This is a genomic window from Lysinibacillus sp. BPa_S21, from assembly GCF_023337795.1.
Classification (GTDB): Bacteria; Bacillota; Bacilli; order Bacillales_A; family Planococcaceae; genus Lysinibacillus.
The window spans coordinates 543611-564090 of the sequence record NZ_JALIRS010000001.1 but is presented as its reverse complement, the minus strand read 5'-3'; the positions used below and the strand labels follow the sequence as shown (position 1 = coordinate 564090).

Genomic DNA, 20480 nt, shown 5'->3' with positions numbered 1-20480 from the left:
CACTTTCTTGCTACCTATCAAGTATAGCGAGAAATCGTAAGTGATGAAACCTCGAAAATAAACAGTGGTTCTTTCCGTAGCTCGTGAGGGTCTATTCATCAATTCAGAGACTCTAACCACGTTTTGGTACGTTCTTCGATCATTCTAGAAAGTCTATCCACGATTTTTGGTGTTCTATCCATCATTTTAGAGAGGCTATCCACGATTTTTGGCGTTCTATCCATCATTCCGTGGTCTATCCACGATTTTGGACGTTCTATCCATCATTGCAGAGGGTCTATCCACGATTTTTGGCGTTCTATCCATCATTCCAGAGGGTCTATCCACGATTTTGGACGTTTTATCCATCATTCCGTGGTCTATCCACGATTTGGGACGTTCTATCCATCATTCCAGAGGGTCTATCCACGATTTTTGGCGTTCTATCCATCATTCCGTGGTCTATCCACGATTTGGGACGTTCTATCCATCATTCCAGAGGGTCTATCCACGATTTTGGACGTTTTATCCATCTTTCCGTGGTCTATCCACGATTTTGGATGTTCTATCCATCATTCAGAAGGGTCTATCCACGATTTTTGGTGTTCTATCCATCATTTCAAAGGGTCTATCCACACTTAAGGTGTTCTATCCATCTTTCCGGAGGTTAATCCACGACTTTGGACGTTCTATCCATCTTTCCGAAGGGGCTATCCACCGCTTCAAGTTCTACTGAGGCTTTTTCTTCGCTTTGCGCTTCTCTTTAATGCAAAAAAACAACCTGACTCATGATAAGCCAGATTGCTTTGCTAATCTTATTTCATCACGTATTGGAATCCCGTCATTGCCGATTAAAGGAATTTCAGGTTTATATGTTCTTGCTTGATCGACTGCGTTTTGTATGATTTCGACTAAATGGTAACCTCGTTTTTGATAAAATTTTAACGCGTGTAAATTATCATTTGTCGTAATAAGGGAAATCATCTTACAGCTTTGTTCCAATGCATGTCGTTCAACTGCTTGTACAAGTAATGAACCAATCCCTATTTCTTCTACAATACTGTCGAGGGAAATAATTTCACATTCTTCAGGACGAATGATATACGTAACGAGACCTAATATTTTGTTCTGTTCATCCATATATGCGAAGCCATCTAATTGACTACAGTCATAAATCCCACTGGAAATAACCATTTCTGTACTTCCCCAATGCTCCTTAAAAAACTGCAACATCTCATTTTGTGGTAATTGTTGAATAGGAATTACTGTCATCTATTTTCCTCCTAAACTGAGATATGAAAAATACTAGTAATAGCTTTTTGAACACCTAGAAATACTGCCCACGAAGCAATGCCTAGTCCAATGGCAAACACGATATGGATCGATGATTTCATCGCCATATAGATAACAAATAGCATAAACATTGTAGCTGGTAGTCCAACAATTACACCAACCGTAAAGCGCTGAATATGCTCACTAGGTTCACTTTGCACAGTAAGCCAAATGATGCTTAAAATACTGACAAGTGGTAATGCTGCAATAATACCACCGTATGTAGGAAACCTTCTAGCAACCTCTGTCACGATACCAATAACGGCTGCCGAGCAAAGAATTTTTACAAATGTATACATTATTTAGCCACCTCGCTTAAAAGACGAAATGCTTGTAAAATCGATTCTTGCTCTTCTTCTGAAAGCTTGTCTAGTGCATGCTGTAGTTTTTCATCATCTAACTCTGTGTTTTTCTTTAAGATATGAAACCCTTCAGCTGTCAGATAAAGATGTACTTTGCGCTGATCTTCGATGGCCCGCTCCTTTTTCACCCAACCACTTCGCTCTAGCTTTTTTATATGTTCAGACGCCGTATTTTGAGAAATATTTAGTAACTCTGCAATATCGCGTACAGTTACATCGTCTTCCTTTTGAATCATCTGTAAAATACGCACACTTTGATGCGAAATTGCCACTTCGTGCGTTGGATGTAGTTGGTAATAAATCGATGTAAAATAGTTATTTAAATCTTTTATCATAAAAATTACCCCTTTGTATATATCGTCTTTTACGATTATATCGTAATCACAGATATATTAAAAGAAATATTTTAAATTTCATACTTTCAGTAGAAAGATGAAAAGGCTGACAATTGTCAGCCCCTTTCATCGTTTTATCGAGAAATTTAAAGAATTTTCACAAACGCTCCTTGTTGAAATTTTCCTTCAGCAACTGCATTCATTTTTCTAACATCTTCAGATAATTCGCTTGACCTTATTAATCGATTCTCAAAGTAAAGCAAAGGATCGATAAGTCTAGTTTTACCCTTTTGATGAATATCAAATTCTGTTTGGTCCACCCTCACGTTAATATGAGGATGAAGCTGTTTTAAAAGACTTTGCACTTGCCTATCATTTGAAGATTTCATCAGCGCAATTAGTTCTTCATCTTCCTTAAGAAAATCTGCAAGTGTAATAATCATTTTATCTAATGCTACCTTTAGCGTTTGTGATAGTTTATGATAGGCATAAATATTTAATGGATCCATAAAGAAATCAAGTACTTCTTGATAATATGTTTTCACAAACCATTCTGCACTTTCGATGCTTTTAAGACACATCTTCCCTTGATGAACAATGATATCATTTAAAAAAATTTGTATTTCTTCTAGGGATGCTCGCCCATATGTGTACATATCTCTTAAAGTATAATCTACTCGATCTGCACATAAATGAGGAGCTGGTTGTTCAAGTAAATCCCAAGTCGTAGTATTAGAAAGTAAATGTTCATAATCAAAATTATACTTTTTAAGAATAAGAGGAATTTCAGAATTCATAATGACATTCATTAATATTTCTTCATGATAGTCTTCAGCTTTATTCTCAAGAACAAAATCAATGACATGTGAAAAAGCTGTATGCGAAACATCATGCAATAATCCAGCAATTTGCTCCTCTAAAGAGCCACCTAGTTGTTTAATGACCAGCATGACACCTACCGAATGCTCATAACGTGTTACATTCCACTTGCTATTTACAAGATAACTTGCCCCACCTTGATGAATACCCTTTAACCTTTGCATCGGTTTACTCAAAATAAGTTCCGTTAACACTTCATCTATCTCGTATTCACCGTATAATACATCAGAAATAATCATGTAATCATCTTCCTAAACAAGATTCGAAAGTACAAAAACTCCACCACAATGTGAGATTGGGTAAAATTCTAATTGGCATACTCCTTGTAATAAGGTGCTAATTTCCTCATGGACAAAGTAAAATTCATCATCATCCCAATAATCAATACTGTCTTGACGACATTTTTCAAGCTGCGCTCTTGTTTCAAAGGCGATGTCGCCAATAAAAATTTTGCCTGCAGGTGTGAGTTGCTGCAATAATTCCGTAATGTATTGTACTTTCATTTCATCAGTAAAATGATGCAGCGCATAGGTGCTTATAATCGCGTCATATTTTTGATGAAGGAACTCTGTTGGCAGCCCCTTTGATAAATCCCACTCTATTAAGTTTGCATCAGGCATTTTTTCTTGAGCGATTTCGATCATTTTCGAGGAGAAATCGAGGCCATTGATAAAATGGCCATTGTCATAAAGCTTTGACGTTAACACCCCTGTGCCAAATCCAATGTCTAATACAGTGGATTTCGGAATGGCCATAACCTCATTAAAAATTGTATTTAATATTGCTTTATATCCTGCAAATGGATATTGATTGCTTTCTTCACTTAGCTGAACCGTTTTATCATAACCATCAGCCCATAAATTAAATCCTTGTTGATTTAGTAACATAAAATCCTCCTATATTTTCAAACGTTTAAGCTTTTGGAATTTCTAGTTGATTAATATGTGTAGTAAAGAATTCAAGTATTTTCTCATACACGTAAATTTCATTGGCCTTTTTCGTGAATCCATGTCCCTCATCTTCTAGCACAATATATTCCATTTCTCGCCCCTTGTCCTTTAAAGCAGCAACGATTTGGTCAGATTCCTTTTGCACAACACGTGGATCGTTCGCCCCTTGAATGACTAACATAGGTTTCGTCATACCATCTAAATACGTAATTGGCGAATCCGCCGTTAATCTTTCCTTATCCTTTACAGGGTCTCCCACCCACTGCTTCATAAATGGCACCCAAAAATCCGGAACAGACTCGATAAATGAAAATAAATTACTTGGTCCAAAAATATCGACAACCGCTTTAAAATAATTTGCATGGCGACCATGTAATAGCAGTGCCATATAACCGCCATAACTGCCGCCTAAAAGCAGCATTTTATCACGATCGGCATAGCCATTCTCAATAAGCCAATCAACCCCAGTAATATTATCAAGGCGTGGACCATAACCCCAATCGCCCTCAACCATTTTCATAAAGTCTAGACCGTAGTTCGATGAGCCTCTAAAGTTTGGTGCAAAAATAGAGTATCCCTGGGTAACTAGCAATTGGAACATCGGTCGAAATGATTTGCGTTCAAGGGCTTGTGGACCACCATGGGGCCATAAAATAACATGGCCATTCGAATTTTCTTCCTTCGCCTTAAATAAGAGTGCCTCAATTTCTAAACCATCAAACGATGGATAACGTAGCACTTCGGGTTCCACCAAATCCTCGTCTCGAACACCCGGTACTCTATAGTGAGTTAACTCCAACCAAGAACTTCCCATTTCCTTTGAAACAAAAATATTATTTGGCTTCGTAGCAGATTTCCCAAGCAAATATAAATGTCCGCTTGGCATAATCATCATTTTCTCAATAATATCAACAGGTGTTTCGAGTTTTTCATTTTTTCCATCGGCAATTGTATAACGATAAAGCCGATCCTCTACTCCATAGGAACCAACAATATATAGTGCATGCTCTTCTTTCGAATAATAAATACTTGAAAAGTTTTCTTTTTCAATTTGAAGCAACTTTGTAAATTGCTTTGTTTGAATATCGAATTTTGCCAAGTAGCTAAAATCGTCATCGTAATCTGTTAAAAAATAAATTTCCGTTTCAGAAGTATACACGATATCTGAAACTGTATGCTGCTTATCCGTTAATGGTGTAAGTAATACTTCCTCACCATCAATTTGTACATACGCTAAGGAATGCGTATTCCCAAACTGTTTAATATAGACAAACGTTTTTTCCTCTAGGCTCACTGCATCGATAAAAGTTGGTGCAATACTCCCCTCTATCAGTAGCTGTTCCTCTTCACTCTCAATGTCATAAACAAAACTATTTAAATACGTGGAATTTCCAGCTGTAGTTGAGTAATAAAGATGTCTACCATCCTCAGTCAAATATGAGTAAAAATGACGTTCTCCCTCTTTATAGCGAATTGGTACTAGACTTCCTCCCTCAGGTGAAATTGCGTAAATTTGACTATTTTCATCACCGTCTTTATCAAATCCAGCTAAAATAAATTCACCTGTTTTCGAATATTTTATAAAATTTGAAGTTTGATTATTAAACGTCATTTGATATGGGAATTTTTTCTCTAAATCCATTCCCCATAAATTAAAATATCCATTAAAATTCGTACTTAATACCATCTGCTTTTCATCAGGACTAATCGCAAAATCACTCACTGTTAAACTTTGTAAAAAATGCTTTGTGTTCATCTTTTCAAACTGAATCATAGACCTTCCTCTTTTCTAAAAAATTTTCTTTGAAAAATACTTTTAATTGTATTAAAGGTGTTAATCACTTATGAAAAATTTTTTGAGGCATAATGATATCTAAATTCCAATTTCACGTCATTCGAATAACACCTAAAAAACGGTGATTCCGAATAACACTATATTTCGCACTAAATACTTCTTGTTAGTACAATCCCTTTCCAACGGAGGCTTAACAAATGATCCAGGATCGCACAGTCAAAATGGAAATCAAGCCGACGCTATAGCGAATATCCTAATATAAACAAGTATACCATTTATTTATTGTAAATATCTGAATCTTTCTAACTTTATTTAATTCCTAAAAAATGCTATAATAAGGATAGTTTTCTTTTCAAGGAGGAATCGAAATGGACGCATTCTTTTGTAATGCTTGCTCTAGACCCAACACTTTACAGGTCAAAGAGGTCTAGAAAAGTTAACGAAATAACAACATTGAAGGATCTCTATAGGCCATAAATCTTAATAAAAGCCTACTATACTGGAGTGAATTCAAATGGAAAAACAAACAATTCAGCCGTTTCTAACGGTCGCAAACTATCATTTACTTGAGCAGCAAATGAATAAAATCATACAAACACTCGCAACAACAAAAGATAAAAACGTTATCCTAGCCGTACGCGGTATTGTTGAAAGCGAAATTATGGCAAAGTTAGCGCTGTCCACTGCGGAAGCTCAGTTAATTGAACAACTTTTTAAAGTCACGGATCGCGCACAGGGTGAAGCATATTTAGAGCAATTAAAACCATATGTCATCCCGTTCAAAACAGTCACTGCAAGCACACTAAAGAGCCTGTTTAAAAAGGAAAAAAAACTCAAGCTACCAAAGCTTGAAGAAATAGATTTTCAACAGATCTGTTATTTAGCTTGGGATGACCCTGGGACACATCGAAAATATGTCGTACTGGAACAAGATGAACAGCTAAAAGCCATTAAAGGAACTTTCTCAAATAATATAATTAAAGGAATATGTGCAATTTGTAACAGGCATTCCGATGTTGGCTTTTATACAACTTCCATAAAAGGGCAAGTCGTTGGAACGTATACCAGTCATAGTAATTACATTTGCGCAGATAGCCAAACATGCAATAAGCATGTAACAGATATCGAAAAGACAAAACAGTTTTTCAATAGCATCACTCAATAAAATAAAAATCAGTGGGGTATTCTTCATTCCCACTGATTTTTATTTTTCACCAATCGTTCTTTTGTACAATTATTGAGGGATAGGAAAAGCTCTCTCTCATTTTTCATTTCATTTACAATTTCCTTCAAAATTTCATTGCGCTCTCTTTGCAGCTTCACCATTGAAAACGTAAACCAAATGACAAAAGCTATCGGCAAAATGTAAAAAAGTAATATTGGTAAAATAGCAAAACCATACATACTTGAATATTCTTTTCTTTAAATTCGAATTTGTCCACGATCCCTTTTCATAATCGACGATGCAATGATGACAAAGCCAAGCATTAAAATAAAGATTAAATCGAGGAAACCAGTATGCATAGACACTGTAAATAGTGTAATGGTAAATGCATAGGCGACAGAATGGAAACTACGAATGCCCGCCTGTTTCACTTTATTATAAATAAGCGAAATTAAAACACCGTATAAAAAGAAGCCAATTGCGACTAATAAATAGCCACCATCTAAAAATAATTGACCGATAAAGGTTGGTGTGGTTGTGCGATTTCCACGTGTAATCACTTTTCCCTTCTCCACACTCACGGAATTGACAACTTCCGTTACCCTCATACGAGGTGAAATTTGCTCACCAGGTAATATCGTACTAAAGACACCTTTATGGATTTCACCGTTTAAATAACCGTTCTCCTGTGTATATTCCATAATTGTACTTAACACAATATGTCCTGTTACACTTTCTTCATTTAGTGCACGAATCCATAACGGCGTTTGGTTTACTTTTTGTTCAGCCGTTAACAGCTTGTCTCTCGCATCTTCCGTTAGCTCTACATCAGGCTGATCTCGGTTATTGAATTCTAATGACCTATCCTCCGTTAACACACGAATAAAACTAAACATAGAGAAAGCTACACCAATAACTAACAGCGTAGTTAAAAACCATGTTAATTTCACTCGCTTTACGACGTAGTGGATAATGATAATTGCCGTAAATAGCATAATTATTAACGGCGTGCGATAGGCTACTAGCACAAATAAAGACATAACTACTGCATAAATAGCACCGTAGATGAATGCTTTTTTCCATGTCAAACGTTCTTCCAAAATCATTTTATATGATAATAGCAATAATGCGCCAAACCATAGTAATTGACTAAAGAAGTTCAACTTTGGATTTAGATTTCGACGATTGGACTCATCCGAAATGCCAAGGCCGCTTCCAAAAACCATTAGTATGTAGGCACTTAAACCAAGTAATGTGAGAAACACAATAAAATGAATCACATATTTACCTAAAAAAGAAAGGCCAAATGAAGGGATTGTCCATTTCATCTTATCTATAACGTAAACCCCTATGTAATAGCAAATAATCGCTAAAATCACTGCTGGCCAAATAGAAACACGTATATTGAACATTTCAAACCTATGCCAATCAAACATGCTCGTAAAGAAATAAAGCAGTAAAATAAATGGTAAAAAGAAATACGGCGAAAACGTATCGATTTTATTTAGTTTTCTAAAAAATTGTTTCATAGCTTTTTACACCCCAAAATACTTACCCCTCCAAACTTTTAATAAATTTCCAATTTTGTAAAGCAAAAATAGTATAACATATTAATAGATTATTTAAAATATACACTTAAATTCTCTTTCAACCATAAAATTAGAAAATATCTCTGAGCTTTGCTTAATTCTTCTCCAACCACTAATATTTAGCTATTTTTGCTAGTAATACTCGTTTTTATTTTGGAAAGTTAGCTAGCGAAAATAAAGTGACAGGTGAATTAGAAAATCAGGCTCTTTTTGAAAATTAAGGCGGATTATTCAATGTATCTTGAAGATCCATCAGGGAATATTGTAAGGTTTATTTCCCGCAATGGTATAAATAAAGAACATTCAACGCCATTTCACAACCTGTATTCAGCATATTCATATTTTCAAGCTCTTAACTTGTCCTGTAGTGTTTTTTGATAAAAGATAAAATGATCATTAGGGTACCAAATGTGTAGCTGATCAGCACAGTATCCACGAAGCCACAAAACACCGTTAATTGTCTTAGGTAGAATCCTCTTGGAAACTCATCATCTTCAGTTAGTATCTCCGATGTTATTGTGATGGAGCTTGATGGAGCTTGTTGTTGCTGTAAAGAATTGCATGAATAACCCTCAAGCTGATCCAGGTACTCTAGTCTTAGGCGAGGTCCCAACTCTAGTGGGCACAATGCCAAACCAAGTTCCCTAGCTCTTTCAAAGATTCGAGCCATATTAGCTCCTTCAGGAAAGCCCAGGTCTGCAACAGTTAGTTCAACGGTCTGTAGGCTTCCTCAACCCACTATGATCATTCCAAAATGTTGTATAGACTCTAATTAGCGAATTGCTCTCGCCTCTCCTTTTTACGTAATAATCAAATTATTAATCATAGAGTATTTACAAAAACCCTATAGCATCAAACACCATAATATTTTTTATCTGCCTTACCAACAGCTTTTTCAGGTTAGGAAATAAGAAATAATTTCCCGGGTAAGCGCATGAACCGACAATTTTAGCTTTATCAGTACTGTTCAATTTCGGGAGCACTCGTTTTTCTTCTCCCTCCATTTCCGAGACAACTCTATACGTTATAAACATTGATAGTTCAATATTGTCGAACAAAAAAACACTCGTAGTTAAACGAGTGTTTTTTGACTTTTATGACAACCACTTAGGTGGCGTATTTTTTTCCCAGAGTTCAAATGATTTTATATTGTGTATTCTCCTATAGATAGATTGCTATAATATCAACGATTCATAGAGTATCTCATTTTTTACTATTTATATTATCGTATATTTTCGTATACTCTTTTGGGGTACTTCTGGGGTACTGAACAATTTTATGTACTTTCTATATAGCAATATCCATGCCCTATGCGTTTAGCTCTTTATAATTCGTTTGGCTATAATGTGAAATATCCCGATGTCCATACTTTAGTATTTGTGTTTTTAGCGAAATCTAATCTTTTTTGTACTAAACCATTACTGACAACGTTTGCCATAATTGATACAATTTGAAGTGAACATATAAAGGAGAATATTTACAAATGAAGAAAAAATTGATTTTTAGTGCAGCATTAGTATTGAGTTTAGGGTTGGCTGGTTGTGGAAGTGATTCTGCAAAGAATGAAAAGCCAAAAGAAAATGGTACTGAAGAACATCAAAAAGTTTTGGCTAAAACAATAGATGATGTACTTAAACATTTTAAAGATGATGGTCTAGAACTAGGTGATTTTTCAGATTTACCAAAAGATGAATTCGGAAACATCCGAAAAGAAGGTAAACGAATTTTAATCCCTTCTCTTGGTGATGATTCAGGCGGTCGATTATTTTTATTTGATAATGAAGAAGGTCTAAAAAAAGCAAAGGCTTATTATGATGAATTAGGAAATTCAAGCCCTATGTTTTATTCTCACACTCATCAAAGTGGCCTATTCTTAATTCAAATGAATGGTGATATGGAAGATGATGAATTTGCTAAGTATGCAGCTTCACTAGAAAAAGCAGTAACAGGTTCTACTGACATTGAAATAAAAGAAGGAAACAAAGCTAATAAAGCAGACAATTTAACAGTCGCGAATGTTGGTGATGTAGTGAAAGATGATTTTGCTGGTACATATACAATCACCGATTTATATGAAGCGCCAACTGAAAAATATAAAAGTGCTGATGTTGAGTTTTCAATTGATGGAATGAAAACAGCTAAACTGGTTGCACGTGATCCAGGAATGATTGAAACAGAAGCTGAAACAAACGTCCTTATATTGTCAATCACAGGAGAAAATTTATCTGACGATACTTTAAGTTTCCATCCAAATACAGCTAAAATGACTACAGATACAAAACGTCAAATCAATTCAATTGTTGAAATTTCTCATTTCGAATCTGAATTTATTGGCAAAGTAATTCAAAAAGGTGAAGTTATTTTTGATTTAGGAAAAGAAGGTTTAGAAGGCGTTAAAGAATTGAAATTTGTATTTGATAGCACTTCAAAAGATAACAGATTTATTGGCGATAAAGTAACAGTAGTTGTACCAGTAAATAAAAAATAGGTCACTCAAATGAGTGGCTTTTTTCATTGCATAAAAAATAGGCACCATATTAATCAGTGCCTACATTTATATGGCTAAAAAGTAGTTTCTCTACCTGTGTTTTAAGGGCTTGATTTGCATATGTCAGAACTATGTCTTCTCCGGCTGTAGTAACAATGAGATCACTAAAGTAGTCGTCTTTCTTTTCCCACTTTACCACTCTAATTTTATCTTTGGCCAACAGCCTTTTAGAGTTGTAATAATCATTAGTGATTATCTTTAGTAAATTATTAAGGATTGGCAAATATACTTTACTCATTTTAATGTTTCTATCTCTTTATAATCACGTTGCAAGGATTGTATAGCCATATCATAAACCACAAATTTATGGAGTTTTCTTTGCTCCGCATTTATCATACAACCTCTCGCTCCTTGTGAAGGACTGGAACAACTACTAGTACGCTATCAATAATAAATGTACGTTTTGCCTGTTTATTAAAACAATAAGCCTGAAACGAATCACTACCAATTTTAATGATTTTGATACGTCTTTTTGACACTTGACCGTCTTTAGCCATGTACATCATATTTAGAAATTGGTTACGTTGCATCCCTTTTATTAGTTGTTCTTTCATCATTCCACTCCCTAAATAAGAACATTTGTTTGTAACCATTTTAGAACAAACGTTTGCATATTGGCAAGAAAAAATTTTGGAAATAAAAAAAGTCAGGTACTCAACTATAATGAGCTCTAACCTTTTGGTTTACTCTACTCTCTTTTTAAATAAAAATAGTTCGTTGAAATTGATGATGGAATACTGTATTTCCTTCTTGAGGTACTCCGGTGTTATTAACCCCCCATGTATTAAAGATAACGGGGTCTCCAGGAGAAAAAGATGGAATGATAGGATCAGGTGGATACATCACAATTACTTCATAAATAGAGTCATTTGGTAACCAAGCATTTTGCGGAGTTGCATGAACGGTGAGAAGTTTTTTTGCTGGTATGTTAAATGTAAGAGGCTTAGGTGTTCCATTAAAAAGTGAAGGTTGGGATTCTCCACATAAAAAAGCGTCCTTCGGCATCTCAGCTTGGTCACAGCTTTGCCAATCTAATACAGATACTGTTACTGTTTGAGCTGTATCTGTTTTATTTAGAAGAGTGACAACAATCGTCTCTGTTGCTGGATTCCTCCATATTCCTCCTGTTGTAAAATTATTAGGAACTAGAAGTTGATCAGAACTAACGGTACAAACGGGACATGAAGATACTTTATTCAATCGGATTATTTTCTTATCGCAACCACAATTACAAGAAGGTTTTATCATTGCACCACTCCTTTTAAATAGACTAATAATAATAGGATATGGTAATTTATCAATAAAGTTTGGGAAATTTACTAAAGAAGAAGTTACAAAGTGGATAAACAAGAAAAGCCCAGTCTCAAAATTAATTGAGTACCTGGGCATTAGTATTACTTAATAAATTTATCGTAAAAACGTTTAAACATTGTTGCCATTTGCTGACGTGTTAGAACACCGGCCGGATTAGTGCCAGCTCCATCACCTTTGATTATTTTCTCTTTAATAGCCCAATCCCATGCGTCTTTATGCGTTGCTGCTACAGCTGATTCAGATTTTAGATTTGCTTTCTCACCTAATATTTTTTTGATTTCAGCAAGTTCTTTTTTTAGTTGATTATTTTCCTTTTTCAATTCATTATATTGGTTCACTGTTAGGCCCTCCTTTTTATTGTTGCTGTTGGTAAACCACGATAATGGCTTTGTACCATTCAATACGTTTAAATCCACGTTGCCTTTGATACCTGCAACAGAGCCACTTTCTGTATACTGCCATAGATCACAAGCGTAGTCGGGTTTCTTTCCCATAGCACTTGTGCCACTGTAACGTGGAATCCACAAGAAATCATAATTTTTGACAGTATCCATTTTGTAAGGCTTGTAAAAATGATGCCCAGTGTATAGCCCAACTTTGACACCTTTATCTTTTAAATAATCGATAAATGCCTGTGTACCTTCTTGGATATTCTTTGAATTTGCTCCAAAAGATTCTTCAACGTCCACAACGTAAAACAATGAATTATGTCCTTTTGCTCGCTCATAGAAGTCTTTTGCTTGCGCTAGTGCTGTTGCTTTGTTGGTGAATGTCACATAGATATACACACCATATGGCACTTTGTATTTTTTACATTCAGCAATATTTCGGACGTACTTACGGTCAATAGTGCTTGTACCGTATTGCGTGCGGATGATAGCGAGATCAACTTCTTTACTAGCTTTCGACCAATCAATATCTCCTTGGTGATGTGATATATCAATGATTTTACCGATTTTGTTCACCTTCTTTACTAGAGTATTGTTTGTATAATTGATTAGTGAATACAGCTGCTCCACTTACTAGTACGCCTTGTACAATAGCTTGTATATTGATACCCATAATTCCAATTGTAAATATCACGCCAAATAGTAATAAAATATATGGAACCAACCAGTCTTGCACTTTAGGTGTGTTCTTTAAAACTTGTCCGATAACTAATAAAACAGGCACTACAATAAGCGCCTGTTCGATGATGTAATCATATAAAAATTCCATAATAAAATCCTCCTATTTTGTTTTAATAATTTAAGCTAATAAAGCTAAAATTACGGATCCAATGATGGTTGTTGAAACCCACCAAATTACTTTGTCGATTTTATCTAATCGCTTATGAGCGCTTTTCGTACTTGCTAAAGCTTCCTCTGCAATATCTTTAGCATTTTCAGCAGTTTGACGAATGTCTCTTATATCATCAATCTTTGCCTCAATCCCACCCAAACGTTCATATATATTTCTAACCAATTCATCACCCATGCCATCACCAATCCTTTGCCCTAAAATAAAAAGCCATGAGAAGCATCGAGATTCAGTAACATGTACCGTTGCCCATCTCGATTTCTCTCACAGCGCATAATAAAAGCCCTCCACACTGTGGAAGGCATAAAACAAAATGTATTATTACTAATTTTGTAGTAAATCAAAGTTATATTTTTTATTTATCTTATTTGCAATTGTTTCTAAAAACAATTCAACAGTCATGTTTTCAACTTCTCTTGTATACCATGCAAGTTTTGCACCATAATCTTTTTTATTATAATTTACTTTTAATGGCCAAAAGTTTTTGGTTGCATAAGTATAATCAAATTTCACAAATAGCTCCTTCCCATCTGGGCATTCCATAATAACGTTATACATCGGATTTTTTCTTTCTGGCTCAAACTTAACTTTTCTAATTTTGGTTAGCAATAAATCACTCCTCTATTTACTAAATTCGACAAAAGGAAAGGAATCCCTCCTAAATTAAATAAATAATAAAAATAATGCTAAGCCTTAGCTTGCGTTTTATCGCCTTACTTCACCACTAATCTGACTCAGTTCTTGTTTAATCTTTTGAATCAAGGTAGGTCTGTTATTACCAAATGTAGCTTCAACACTAAATCCACCTGTCTCATAAATCTCCTTAATATCAGTAATACGAGCATCCATTGTTATTCCCCAACTGTTATTTTGAATAGTGGTAACATCACCAAGGTTATAATCCTTTTGATACTTAAAAGGGCTATTGGTTAATATCTGACCTTCGAAGTATTCCTCTTGCATAAGTTCACCGAGCTTTTGTTGCCCACGATCAGTTAAAGCTTGAATGACTTGTTGCTCTGGTAATGGATTATCGTCATCATCCGTTTCTGAAATATCACGTGCGTCGATAAATTCCTCATGTCGATTGATACCAGTTCCAATTCCAATGCCAGCAACTTCGATTACTGTTCTTTCTACACCTTCACCCTGTCCAGCAACTATTGCTACATTTTTATAATTGAGCTCGCTTTGTACATATTGTAATGATTTAAGTGATTCAAATTGTGGACTGAAAATTACAGGTGGATTAACAGATTGACTAGCAACTAAGTTACGGCCTTCCACAATATCGAATACCCACTGTTTATTTCGTATATCAAGAGTGACTTCCCAACCTAATCCGCTAGCTAATGATATAGTTGACATTTCTTCTGCAACATTTTTAAAACGTGAAGAATAATGATCTATATGAATGCCACGCTGTTCGTCAGCTGCAATTACTAACTGTGGTATTTTACGTCTTTTGTCTACAGGATTTACTATATTTTTATTTACATAATGCTTCATAACCGTTTCGGAGCTACCTGATTTATTGTCATAAGCCGTATGCTCTGGTGGCATTGTAATACGCTGTGCAACTACAGATTTTAGGGCATAACCTTTAATGAGCCAGTTTTCTGTTATCTTGCCGTTTTCATCAAGTTTGATTTCTCGGTGCTTAATAATAAAAACCTTATTCAAGTCTGTTCCGACCAAAATAAGGTTACCTTTTAACAATGTATCTGCGTATTTTTTGTAACGGTTGATTCGTAGTTCAATGCCTCCTATACCATGCCAGGAACGATTAAAAAACATGGACTGGTAGTTGTCAATTTCGCCTAGTATGTCCATGCTTAGTGATAAAATGCGAATGGCGCGGGTCGGTCGTCGGTCTGCCTTTTCCTAATATTTAGTATTTTATAAATACCAAGTGAAGAAACATTTACCTGTCCGACCTCCACTTTAGTTTACATCGCAGCTTACCCACAATGATACGTTTGGAACATCTGGAACATTTGTAACACTTGTCACATTTGAAACATTTGAAACATTTGAAACATTTGTCACTATTATATTTATATAACTAAAATCAATCATTCCGAATATTTTAGGTAATATATAACACATATGTTTTACGAAAGAAAAATAAGACTTCATTTACAAATATATCTATATATATATTAATTTTGTAATTGTTCACAATAATTACTAAAGTAGAGACTTTCTATGTCACAAACAAAAAAGTTATTTATGTGTTTAATCAGTTTAATTTTTTTAGTTGTTTTAGCAATACCTAGTTTAACCTCAGCAGCAATTTTAGACACTAATGAACTTTCTAAAGATGAAGTTGATGCATTGCTTTCTGATAGTGCATTTTACCAATCTGAAAAAAATGTACGTCCTGCAACAGATGCAGAATTCCGTCAAATTGCTGATAAAGTAATGGAAAAAAGAATCGAAAATCCAAATGCAAAAGTAGATGTAAAAGAAATTTTATCTGAATTAAATTTAGAGGATATTGGTTACATAGAAGAAGATAATTTTAATAATAGTGCGATAATAAGTCCAAGATTTTTGGCTGTTGGTTCAGTTGGTTTTAGTAATTATAAAACGGACAACATCTAGTTTCGAAGCTCGTGCTCACGTAAATAATTCAATCCCTTTTACGACTATTGATCAAATTTGGTTATTTCAAAGGATACTCAATCCTACCAGGTGCTACAGGAAATGTACTTCAATTCAATCAATATTTAAGGTTCCTTATGGAATAACTAAAGTTACAAGTTTGAAAAGTGTACCTCATTTCGGATATCATGCAAGGATGGAAATTTCTGCAGTAGTATATGATGGGGGGAAATCAACAACTGTATCTAATCGAGCAATAAGTAACCCCGATGGTACCTTCTCTCAGTAAAACATAGTAAAATAAAAAAACATCCATATAGGATGTTTTTTTATAATTGCTCTTTAATAAATTAATATTTTGGAGGTATTATTGTGTTTTATAAAACGGATTCTAAACTAAAAGATAGCTATTTTGTTATCATTCACCCAGCAACCTATTTATTTATTACAACTTTGGGATTGATAGGTATTATTACTTTATTAAAAAATAGAAAGAATAGATCTTATAATGATCAACATGTTACATCATCAAAAATTCTTTCCCAGTCCGAAGTAGAGGCATTACTTATGGAATCTGAATAACAATAATTAATCAATTTAATAATGATTATTAATTGCTTTTCGATCTTTTCCTAAATAAATAAATGAAAGGGTGATCTATCACCCTTTCATTTATTTATCATCATATCTAAAACTCGTTCTCGCACCCTCTGTACGCTTGTATGGCTCATATTTAGCTTAGCACCAATCCAACGGAAAGGCATGCCTTCTAACAACCAGAAAAGTACTTCTTGCTCTATGTCGCCAGTTACCTTGTCAGTTAAATTTTGTATCATTAGCAATTCGTCTTTGATTTTGTTAATGCGAACCTCTCGCGAAGCTCTGATTTGGACATGTGCATGTACTGGATCACTTGTTCCTCCAACAGCTTTTGGCATTGTTGCTTCAATTCCGTATTGTGCTGTAGATGCAGCAGCCGTTAAAGAATCAAGCTCATCCTTCATTCTCATGTATTTACACATGTTGTCATGATACTTCTTGATTGCCTTATCCAACTGATAACGATTTAATTTTATTTGCTCTTGTTTGCCCATTAGGTTTGCCCTCCTAAGTTGTGGTATAATGTCTTATCTGACCAACCGTAAAAGGGCATGAACCAATTCTGAGCTGTAGCGTGTGACGACGCTGTGGCTTCTTTTATGTTACAATTTACATAAAATACATAATGAGGTAATTGTATGGAGTTATTAAAAGCTTTTGCATTTGGTGGATTAAGCGTGCTATCTATCATATTGCCAGTATTAATGTTAATGGTTGTTGTAATTGGTTGTATCGTTGTTTTCTCGTCAATTTTTGAAAAACTACTCCCAAAAATAATTTATAAACCTCTTTTAGTTTGTGTGGTTCTAGTTGGTTTTTATATCTGGGCTGTGCCCATGGATATGGGATTTCGTGAATTTTTTAGAGCGATGTTTTAATCGCTCTATTTTCGTTTAATCCTCATATTGTTCACTTACCTAATATTGCTCTCACCTTATTAGGTGTTTCTACTACAATATTATGTCTTGATATATAGGATCACATTTGTTTATAGATTTTCTTTTGATATTTTTCCCACTTAACAATCCACATTTTTCTTTTATTTGTAGATATTGATCAATTAGACTAGAGAGTGTAACCGAATACTACATACTATGAAAATATAATCTGCAGATTATTCATCTTTAGTTATGAGGAGGTGAATATTACATGCCTTTAACAACTGGCCCAATTGAAAACACAGGAAATCAACCCGCTAATGCCGCTAGCGTTCGTATCAAAGTTCTCAATCTCACTGGAGGTTTACTAACTGGAGTAGTAAGAGTATTTAGACTTAACGGTACAAGACAATTATTATCAACAACTCCTTTTGCCGCTAATGCCAATGCTTCTACTTTTGTAACTCCAAGTGTAGCTAGCTCAGCTCAGTATGAAGTTGAAATTGTTCCTAATCAAACAGGCGGATTATACAGCGTTTACGGGCGAACAGCTTCAGGTGTAATCATCGCTGCCCAACGATTTGTGAACTCAGAATTAACTCCGATTCTATAATTTTATAAACAGATTTTAACTGTTAAAATCGCGGAAGCCTTATACTCAGTTATAAGGCTTTTCGTATTTTATCAATTCCCTTTCTGCACAATATCTTTCAACTAACCACTTTCTGTTCACCTAGTAATCCACCAATCCTTTGCTTAATCCGCCCAGACATTTCTAGGACCATAGCAATCAATGCCGCGCTTACTTGGCTAGTACAAAGCCTTTGAACTATCTTATTTATTGGACAGCCAAGATTCCAAAGAGTGATGAATATTTCAATCTGTTTTGTTGTAAATTCAAACTTAACCTTGTCGTGAGCTTCTCCAGTAAACAAAATGTATTTTTTCGGCTTTCTGTTCATCATTACACCTCCAACGCTTCCAGATAATGCAGTGTATAACCATCCTTTGACTTAACCTCTATACACTCATTCTCGAATGTTTCCCAGGCAATAGATTTTCTACCGCCGTTTTAAGCACTCCGAAAGGTAAGAGATATGTTCCGCCAAACTTCTTCATACTCACCAACAGAAAGACTTATAGCGCCTTTTTTGTGCCATGATTCTAGTAGCCTGTATTGGTGATGTGATAAATTTTGCAATGGGAAACTAGTTCCTGAAGTCTCTTTAGCATCAAAAGCAATGGCTCGCCCTTTACTTTTAGTGATTTGTACTGGCGTAGGTACTTTACGAATATCTGCTACACCAGTATTTCGGTATTTAGTGTTAACCATATCGATTATACGCTCGAATGTTACTCCTCGATTGGCGTATGATCTGTTTTTAACTGCCATTTTTCCTCCTGTTATCTCTCTAAGAAGTCTGCTGATAAAACAACCTAATGCCGTTCTATCAGCAGCGTGTATTTGGTTAAATTAAGCTTCCATCAATCAACAGCAATTCTGGTTGATCACTCTGTAATTGCTCCAGGATTTCATTCAAAGGAACCAACTCACCATCCTCGCCTTTTGCTTGGCTAAACTTAACGATTGCATAATCTCTTTCGATTTCATCAAACTCTAAATCACCTTCGTCATCAGCTACCCACTCAACATACTTTTCTTTCGCTTGTTCCTCATTTTCAGCCAAAATTAATGCGATATACGGGTTGTAAAAATCAAAGAATTTCATATTATTTTTCCTCCTCTAATCTTCCAGTTTAAATAGGCTGTAATCTATTATTTACTTCACTTTTCGAACGTCTTTGATAAACACCTGACATATAGAATCGAATCGTTTCAGGCTTCACACCATGTTCTTCTGCAATATCATTCACCGTTACTATTTTCTCGCTCGCATATTAAATCAATGATGCGTTTCTATAAAGTTTATGCACACTCATTTGAAAAAGATGAAGTACACTCATCTAATCTTATGGATGAGATTATCAATCTGAGTTCATTTGAAGAATCTGAGGAAATTAGAAAATGATGAATTTGGGGTACACGTTTTTCTCTCCACTCCCCCATTAAACTAACTTCTTTAACTAACAACTAAGCTGATTACTTTAAACGTTGATATATCAATGTTTTCGAACAAAAAAACACTCGCATTATAAGCGAGTGTTTCATAATTTTTAGGATAACCATTTCGGAGGTGTGTTTTTTTCCCAATAGATATCCCCTAAATTATTGTGTGCCATAAAGTCGTCCTCAGCACTGTGGTAGTGGAAGTTGTAAAAATAACCGTCTTGTGGTCTTTTTTCTGTGCGGACATGGAAGCGAATTAAATCCATGCCTGTTTCATTGTTGGTAATATTAAAAATTTTCTCACCATAGTTACCACTTGGCTTTTCTGAAATTGTTAATGATGCTAAAGACGTATCGTCTAAACCTTCAACTGTCATTGCAATAGCTTCCTCCATTTTCGGGAAAATAATGGAGTCAAACTCATTGCTAATTTTTGGACCGATTTTTGTGCCGAATTTAATATAGGATTGCTCTTTTGCTGCATCAACAAGCAACGCACTATAGTCAACCGGTTGTATTTCAGTTTGTTCTATCGGAAGAGCATTCGCTTCTGCAGAGCTTGTCCCTGATGGCCCGATAGAAGCACGATTTGATGGATTTTGATCAAACGCTTCCCATATTTCATGTGTTGGCGTAATTAATCCAAATGTTAAAAACGCAACCATTATGACGATACTTTTTTGAACCCATTTCTTCATTAATTAACACCTTCTCTTTATGTACAAATTGGTAATTCTATTACTTATATATACGTACAAGCCTATAAAAGGTTCCATATTT

General features: G+C 35.0%; 28 protein-coding genes and 1 pseudogene. 7 read left to right on the top strand and 22 right to left on the bottom strand.

Features of this window, described 5'->3' with window-relative positions:
* The first annotated feature begins 208 nt into the window (after positions 1-208).
* The gene (locus tag MOK21_RS02935) at positions 209-715 is read left to right on the top strand and encodes a hypothetical protein (protein WP_249072482.1); all 507 of its coding nucleotides are present in this window, start codon (positions 209-211) and stop codon (positions 713-715) included.
* 50 nt (positions 716-765) lie between these two features.
* On the opposite strand, the gene MOK21_RS02930 is transcribed toward MOK21_RS02935, so the two are convergent.
* The 6 genes from MOK21_RS02930 to MOK21_RS02905 form a co-directional block, all read right to left on the bottom strand.
* On the bottom strand, positions 766-1251 hold the full coding sequence (locus MOK21_RS02930; protein WP_249072481.1) for a GNAT family N-acetyltransferase: 486 nt from the start codon (positions 1249-1251) through the stop codon (positions 766-768).
* 11 nt (positions 1252-1262) lie between these two features.
* Entirely contained in the window at positions 1263-1610 is a 348-nt protein-coding gene (locus MOK21_RS02925) for a DUF3147 family protein (RefSeq protein WP_249072480.1), read from the bottom strand.
* The gene (locus MOK21_RS02920; protein WP_249072479.1) at positions 1610-2008 is read right to left on the bottom strand and encodes a MarR family winged helix-turn-helix transcriptional regulator; all 399 of its coding nucleotides are present in this window, start codon (positions 2006-2008) and stop codon (positions 1610-1612) included. The genes MOK21_RS02925 and MOK21_RS02920 overlap by 1 nt, the downstream gene beginning before the upstream one ends.
* A 146-nt stretch (positions 2009-2154) precedes the next feature.
* Positions 2155-3126 (bottom strand): HD domain-containing protein, encoded by a 972-nt coding sequence (locus tag MOK21_RS02915; protein ID WP_249072478.1) that lies wholly within the window; start codon positions 3124-3126, stop codon positions 2155-2157.
* Positions 3127-3138: 12 nt separating this feature from the next.
* The gene (locus MOK21_RS02910) at positions 3139-3774 is read right to left on the bottom strand and encodes a class I SAM-dependent methyltransferase (RefSeq protein ID WP_249072477.1); all 636 of its coding nucleotides are present in this window, start codon (positions 3772-3774) and stop codon (positions 3139-3141) included.
* Between the two features lie 25 nt (positions 3775-3799).
* Positions 3800-5611 carry a S9 family peptidase gene (locus MOK21_RS02905; protein ID WP_249072476.1) on the bottom strand — a complete coding sequence of 604 codons (1812 nt, stop codon included), beginning with the start codon at positions 5609-5611 and terminating at the stop codon, positions 3800-3802.
* 535 nt (positions 5612-6146) lie between these two features.
* Here MOK21_RS02905 and MOK21_RS02900 point away from each other — a divergent pair.
* A complete protein-coding gene (locus MOK21_RS02900; protein ID WP_249072475.1) occupies positions 6147-6797 on the top strand; it encodes a FusB/FusC family EF-G-binding protein in 651 nt (216 codons plus the stop codon).
* 257 nt (positions 6798-7054) lie between these two features.
* On the opposite strand, the gene MOK21_RS02895 is transcribed toward MOK21_RS02900, so the two are convergent.
* The 3 genes and pseudogenes from MOK21_RS02895 to MOK21_RS02885 all read right to left on the bottom strand — a co-directional run bounded on the left by MOK21_RS02895 (position 7055) and on the right by MOK21_RS02885 (position 9390).
* A complete protein-coding gene (locus MOK21_RS02895; protein ID WP_249072474.1) occupies positions 7055-8326 on the bottom strand; it encodes an oligosaccharide repeat unit polymerase family protein in 1272 nt (423 codons plus the stop codon).
* Positions 8327-8730: 404 nt separating this feature from the next.
* Positions 8731-9113, bottom strand: a pseudogene (locus MOK21_RS02890) (helicase); the annotation flags it as partial.
* A 106-nt stretch (positions 9114-9219) separates the two neighbouring features.
* Complete coding sequence (locus tag MOK21_RS02885) at positions 9220-9390, bottom strand: hypothetical protein (RefSeq protein ID WP_249072473.1); 171 nt, start codon at positions 9388-9390, stop codon at positions 9220-9222.
* Positions 9391-9869: 479 nt separating this feature from the next.
* Here MOK21_RS02885 and MOK21_RS23855 point away from each other — a divergent pair, with 479 nt between their 5' ends.
* Positions 9870-10874, top strand: a complete 1005-nt coding sequence (locus MOK21_RS23855; protein WP_308221854.1) for a hypothetical protein — start codon at positions 9870-9872, stop codon at positions 10872-10874.
* 49 nt (positions 10875-10923) lie between these two features.
* On the opposite strand, the gene MOK21_RS24050 is transcribed toward MOK21_RS23855, so the two are convergent.
* The 8 genes from MOK21_RS24050 to MOK21_RS02840 all read right to left on the bottom strand — a co-directional run bounded on the left by MOK21_RS24050 (position 10924) and on the right by MOK21_RS02840 (position 15395).
* A complete protein-coding gene (locus tag MOK21_RS24050) occupies positions 10924-11172 on the bottom strand; it encodes a YhjD family protein (protein WP_483869387.1) in 249 nt (82 codons plus the stop codon).
* A 94-nt stretch (positions 11173-11266) separates the two neighbouring features.
* A complete protein-coding gene (locus tag MOK21_RS02870) occupies positions 11267-11488 on the bottom strand; it encodes a transcriptional regulator (RefSeq protein WP_249072472.1) in 222 nt (73 codons plus the stop codon).
* Between the two features lie 145 nt (positions 11489-11633).
* Entirely contained in the window at positions 11634-12182 is a 549-nt protein-coding gene (locus MOK21_RS02865; protein ID WP_249072471.1) for a hypothetical protein, read from the bottom strand.
* A 146-nt stretch (positions 12183-12328) separates the two neighbouring features.
* Positions 12329-13213, bottom strand: a complete 885-nt coding sequence (locus MOK21_RS02860; protein ID WP_249072470.1) for a GH25 family lysozyme — start codon at positions 13211-13213, stop codon at positions 12329-12331.
* The gene (locus tag MOK21_RS02855; RefSeq protein WP_249072469.1) at positions 13197-13466 is read right to left on the bottom strand and encodes a phage holin family protein; all 270 of its coding nucleotides are present in this window, start codon (positions 13464-13466) and stop codon (positions 13197-13199) included. Before MOK21_RS02855 ends, MOK21_RS02860 begins: the two co-directional genes overlap by 17 nt.
* Positions 13467-13496: 30 nt before the next feature.
* Positions 13497-13724, bottom strand: coding sequence for a hemolysin XhlA family protein (locus tag MOK21_RS02850; protein WP_249072468.1), 228 nt, complete (start codon positions 13722-13724; stop codon positions 13497-13499).
* Between the two features lie 147 nt (positions 13725-13871).
* Positions 13872-14156 (bottom strand): hypothetical protein, encoded by a 285-nt coding sequence (locus MOK21_RS02845; RefSeq protein WP_249072467.1) that lies wholly within the window; start codon positions 14154-14156, stop codon positions 13872-13874.
* 96 nt (positions 14157-14252) lie between these two features.
* Complete coding sequence (locus MOK21_RS02840) at positions 14253-15395, bottom strand: siphovirus ReqiPepy6 Gp37-like family protein (protein ID WP_483869389.1); 1143 nt, start codon at positions 15393-15395, stop codon at positions 14253-14255.
* A 360-nt stretch (positions 15396-15755) separates the two neighbouring features.
* Here MOK21_RS02840 and MOK21_RS02835 point away from each other — a divergent pair, with 360 nt between their 5' ends.
* Together MOK21_RS02835 and MOK21_RS02830 are read left to right on the top strand one after the other, a co-directional pair.
* Positions 15756-16154: a hypothetical protein gene (locus MOK21_RS02835; protein ID WP_249072465.1), complete on the top strand. Its 399-nt coding sequence runs from the start codon at positions 15756-15758 to the stop codon at positions 16152-16154.
* A gap of 372 nt (positions 16155-16526) precedes the next feature.
* Entirely contained in the window at positions 16527-16736 is a 210-nt protein-coding gene (locus MOK21_RS02830) for a hypothetical protein (protein WP_249072464.1), read from the top strand.
* An 86-nt stretch (positions 16737-16822) separates the two neighbouring features.
* Here MOK21_RS02830 and MOK21_RS02825 read toward each other — a convergent pair whose 3' ends face one another.
* Positions 16823-17248 carry a hypothetical protein gene (locus MOK21_RS02825; protein ID WP_249072463.1) on the bottom strand — a complete coding sequence of 142 codons (426 nt, stop codon included), beginning with the start codon at positions 17246-17248 and terminating at the stop codon, positions 16823-16825.
* 144 nt (positions 17249-17392) lie between these two features.
* Here MOK21_RS02825 and MOK21_RS02820 point away from each other — a divergent pair, with 144 nt between their 5' ends.
* A complete protein-coding gene (locus tag MOK21_RS02820) occupies positions 17393-17632 on the top strand; it encodes a hypothetical protein (protein WP_249072462.1) in 240 nt (79 codons plus the stop codon).
* 271 nt (positions 17633-17903) lie between these two features.
* The gene (locus tag MOK21_RS02815) at positions 17904-18245 is read left to right on the top strand and encodes an ATPase (RefSeq protein WP_249072461.1); all 342 of its coding nucleotides are present in this window, start codon (positions 17904-17906) and stop codon (positions 18243-18245) included.
* Between the two features lie 97 nt (positions 18246-18342).
* Here the strand turns inward: MOK21_RS02815 and MOK21_RS02810 are convergent, their stop codons facing one another.
* The 4 genes from MOK21_RS02810 to MOK21_RS02795 form a co-directional block, all read right to left on the bottom strand.
* Positions 18343-18594 carry a hypothetical protein gene (locus MOK21_RS02810; protein ID WP_249072460.1) on the bottom strand — a complete coding sequence of 84 codons (252 nt, stop codon included), beginning with the start codon at positions 18592-18594 and terminating at the stop codon, positions 18343-18345.
* Positions 18595-18704: 110 nt separating this feature from the next.
* Positions 18705-19025: a Holliday junction resolvase RecU gene (locus MOK21_RS02805; RefSeq protein ID WP_249072459.1), complete on the bottom strand. Its 321-nt coding sequence runs from the start codon at positions 19023-19025 to the stop codon at positions 18705-18707.
* Between the two features lie 76 nt (positions 19026-19101).
* Positions 19102-19362 (bottom strand): hypothetical protein, encoded by a 261-nt coding sequence (locus MOK21_RS02800; RefSeq protein WP_249072458.1) that lies wholly within the window; start codon positions 19360-19362, stop codon positions 19102-19104.
* A 445-nt stretch (positions 19363-19807) separates the two neighbouring features.
* Positions 19808-20398, bottom strand: coding sequence for a YpjP family protein (locus MOK21_RS02795; protein ID WP_249072457.1), 591 nt, complete (start codon positions 20396-20398; stop codon positions 19808-19810).
* Positions 20399-20480: the final 82 nt, after the last annotated feature.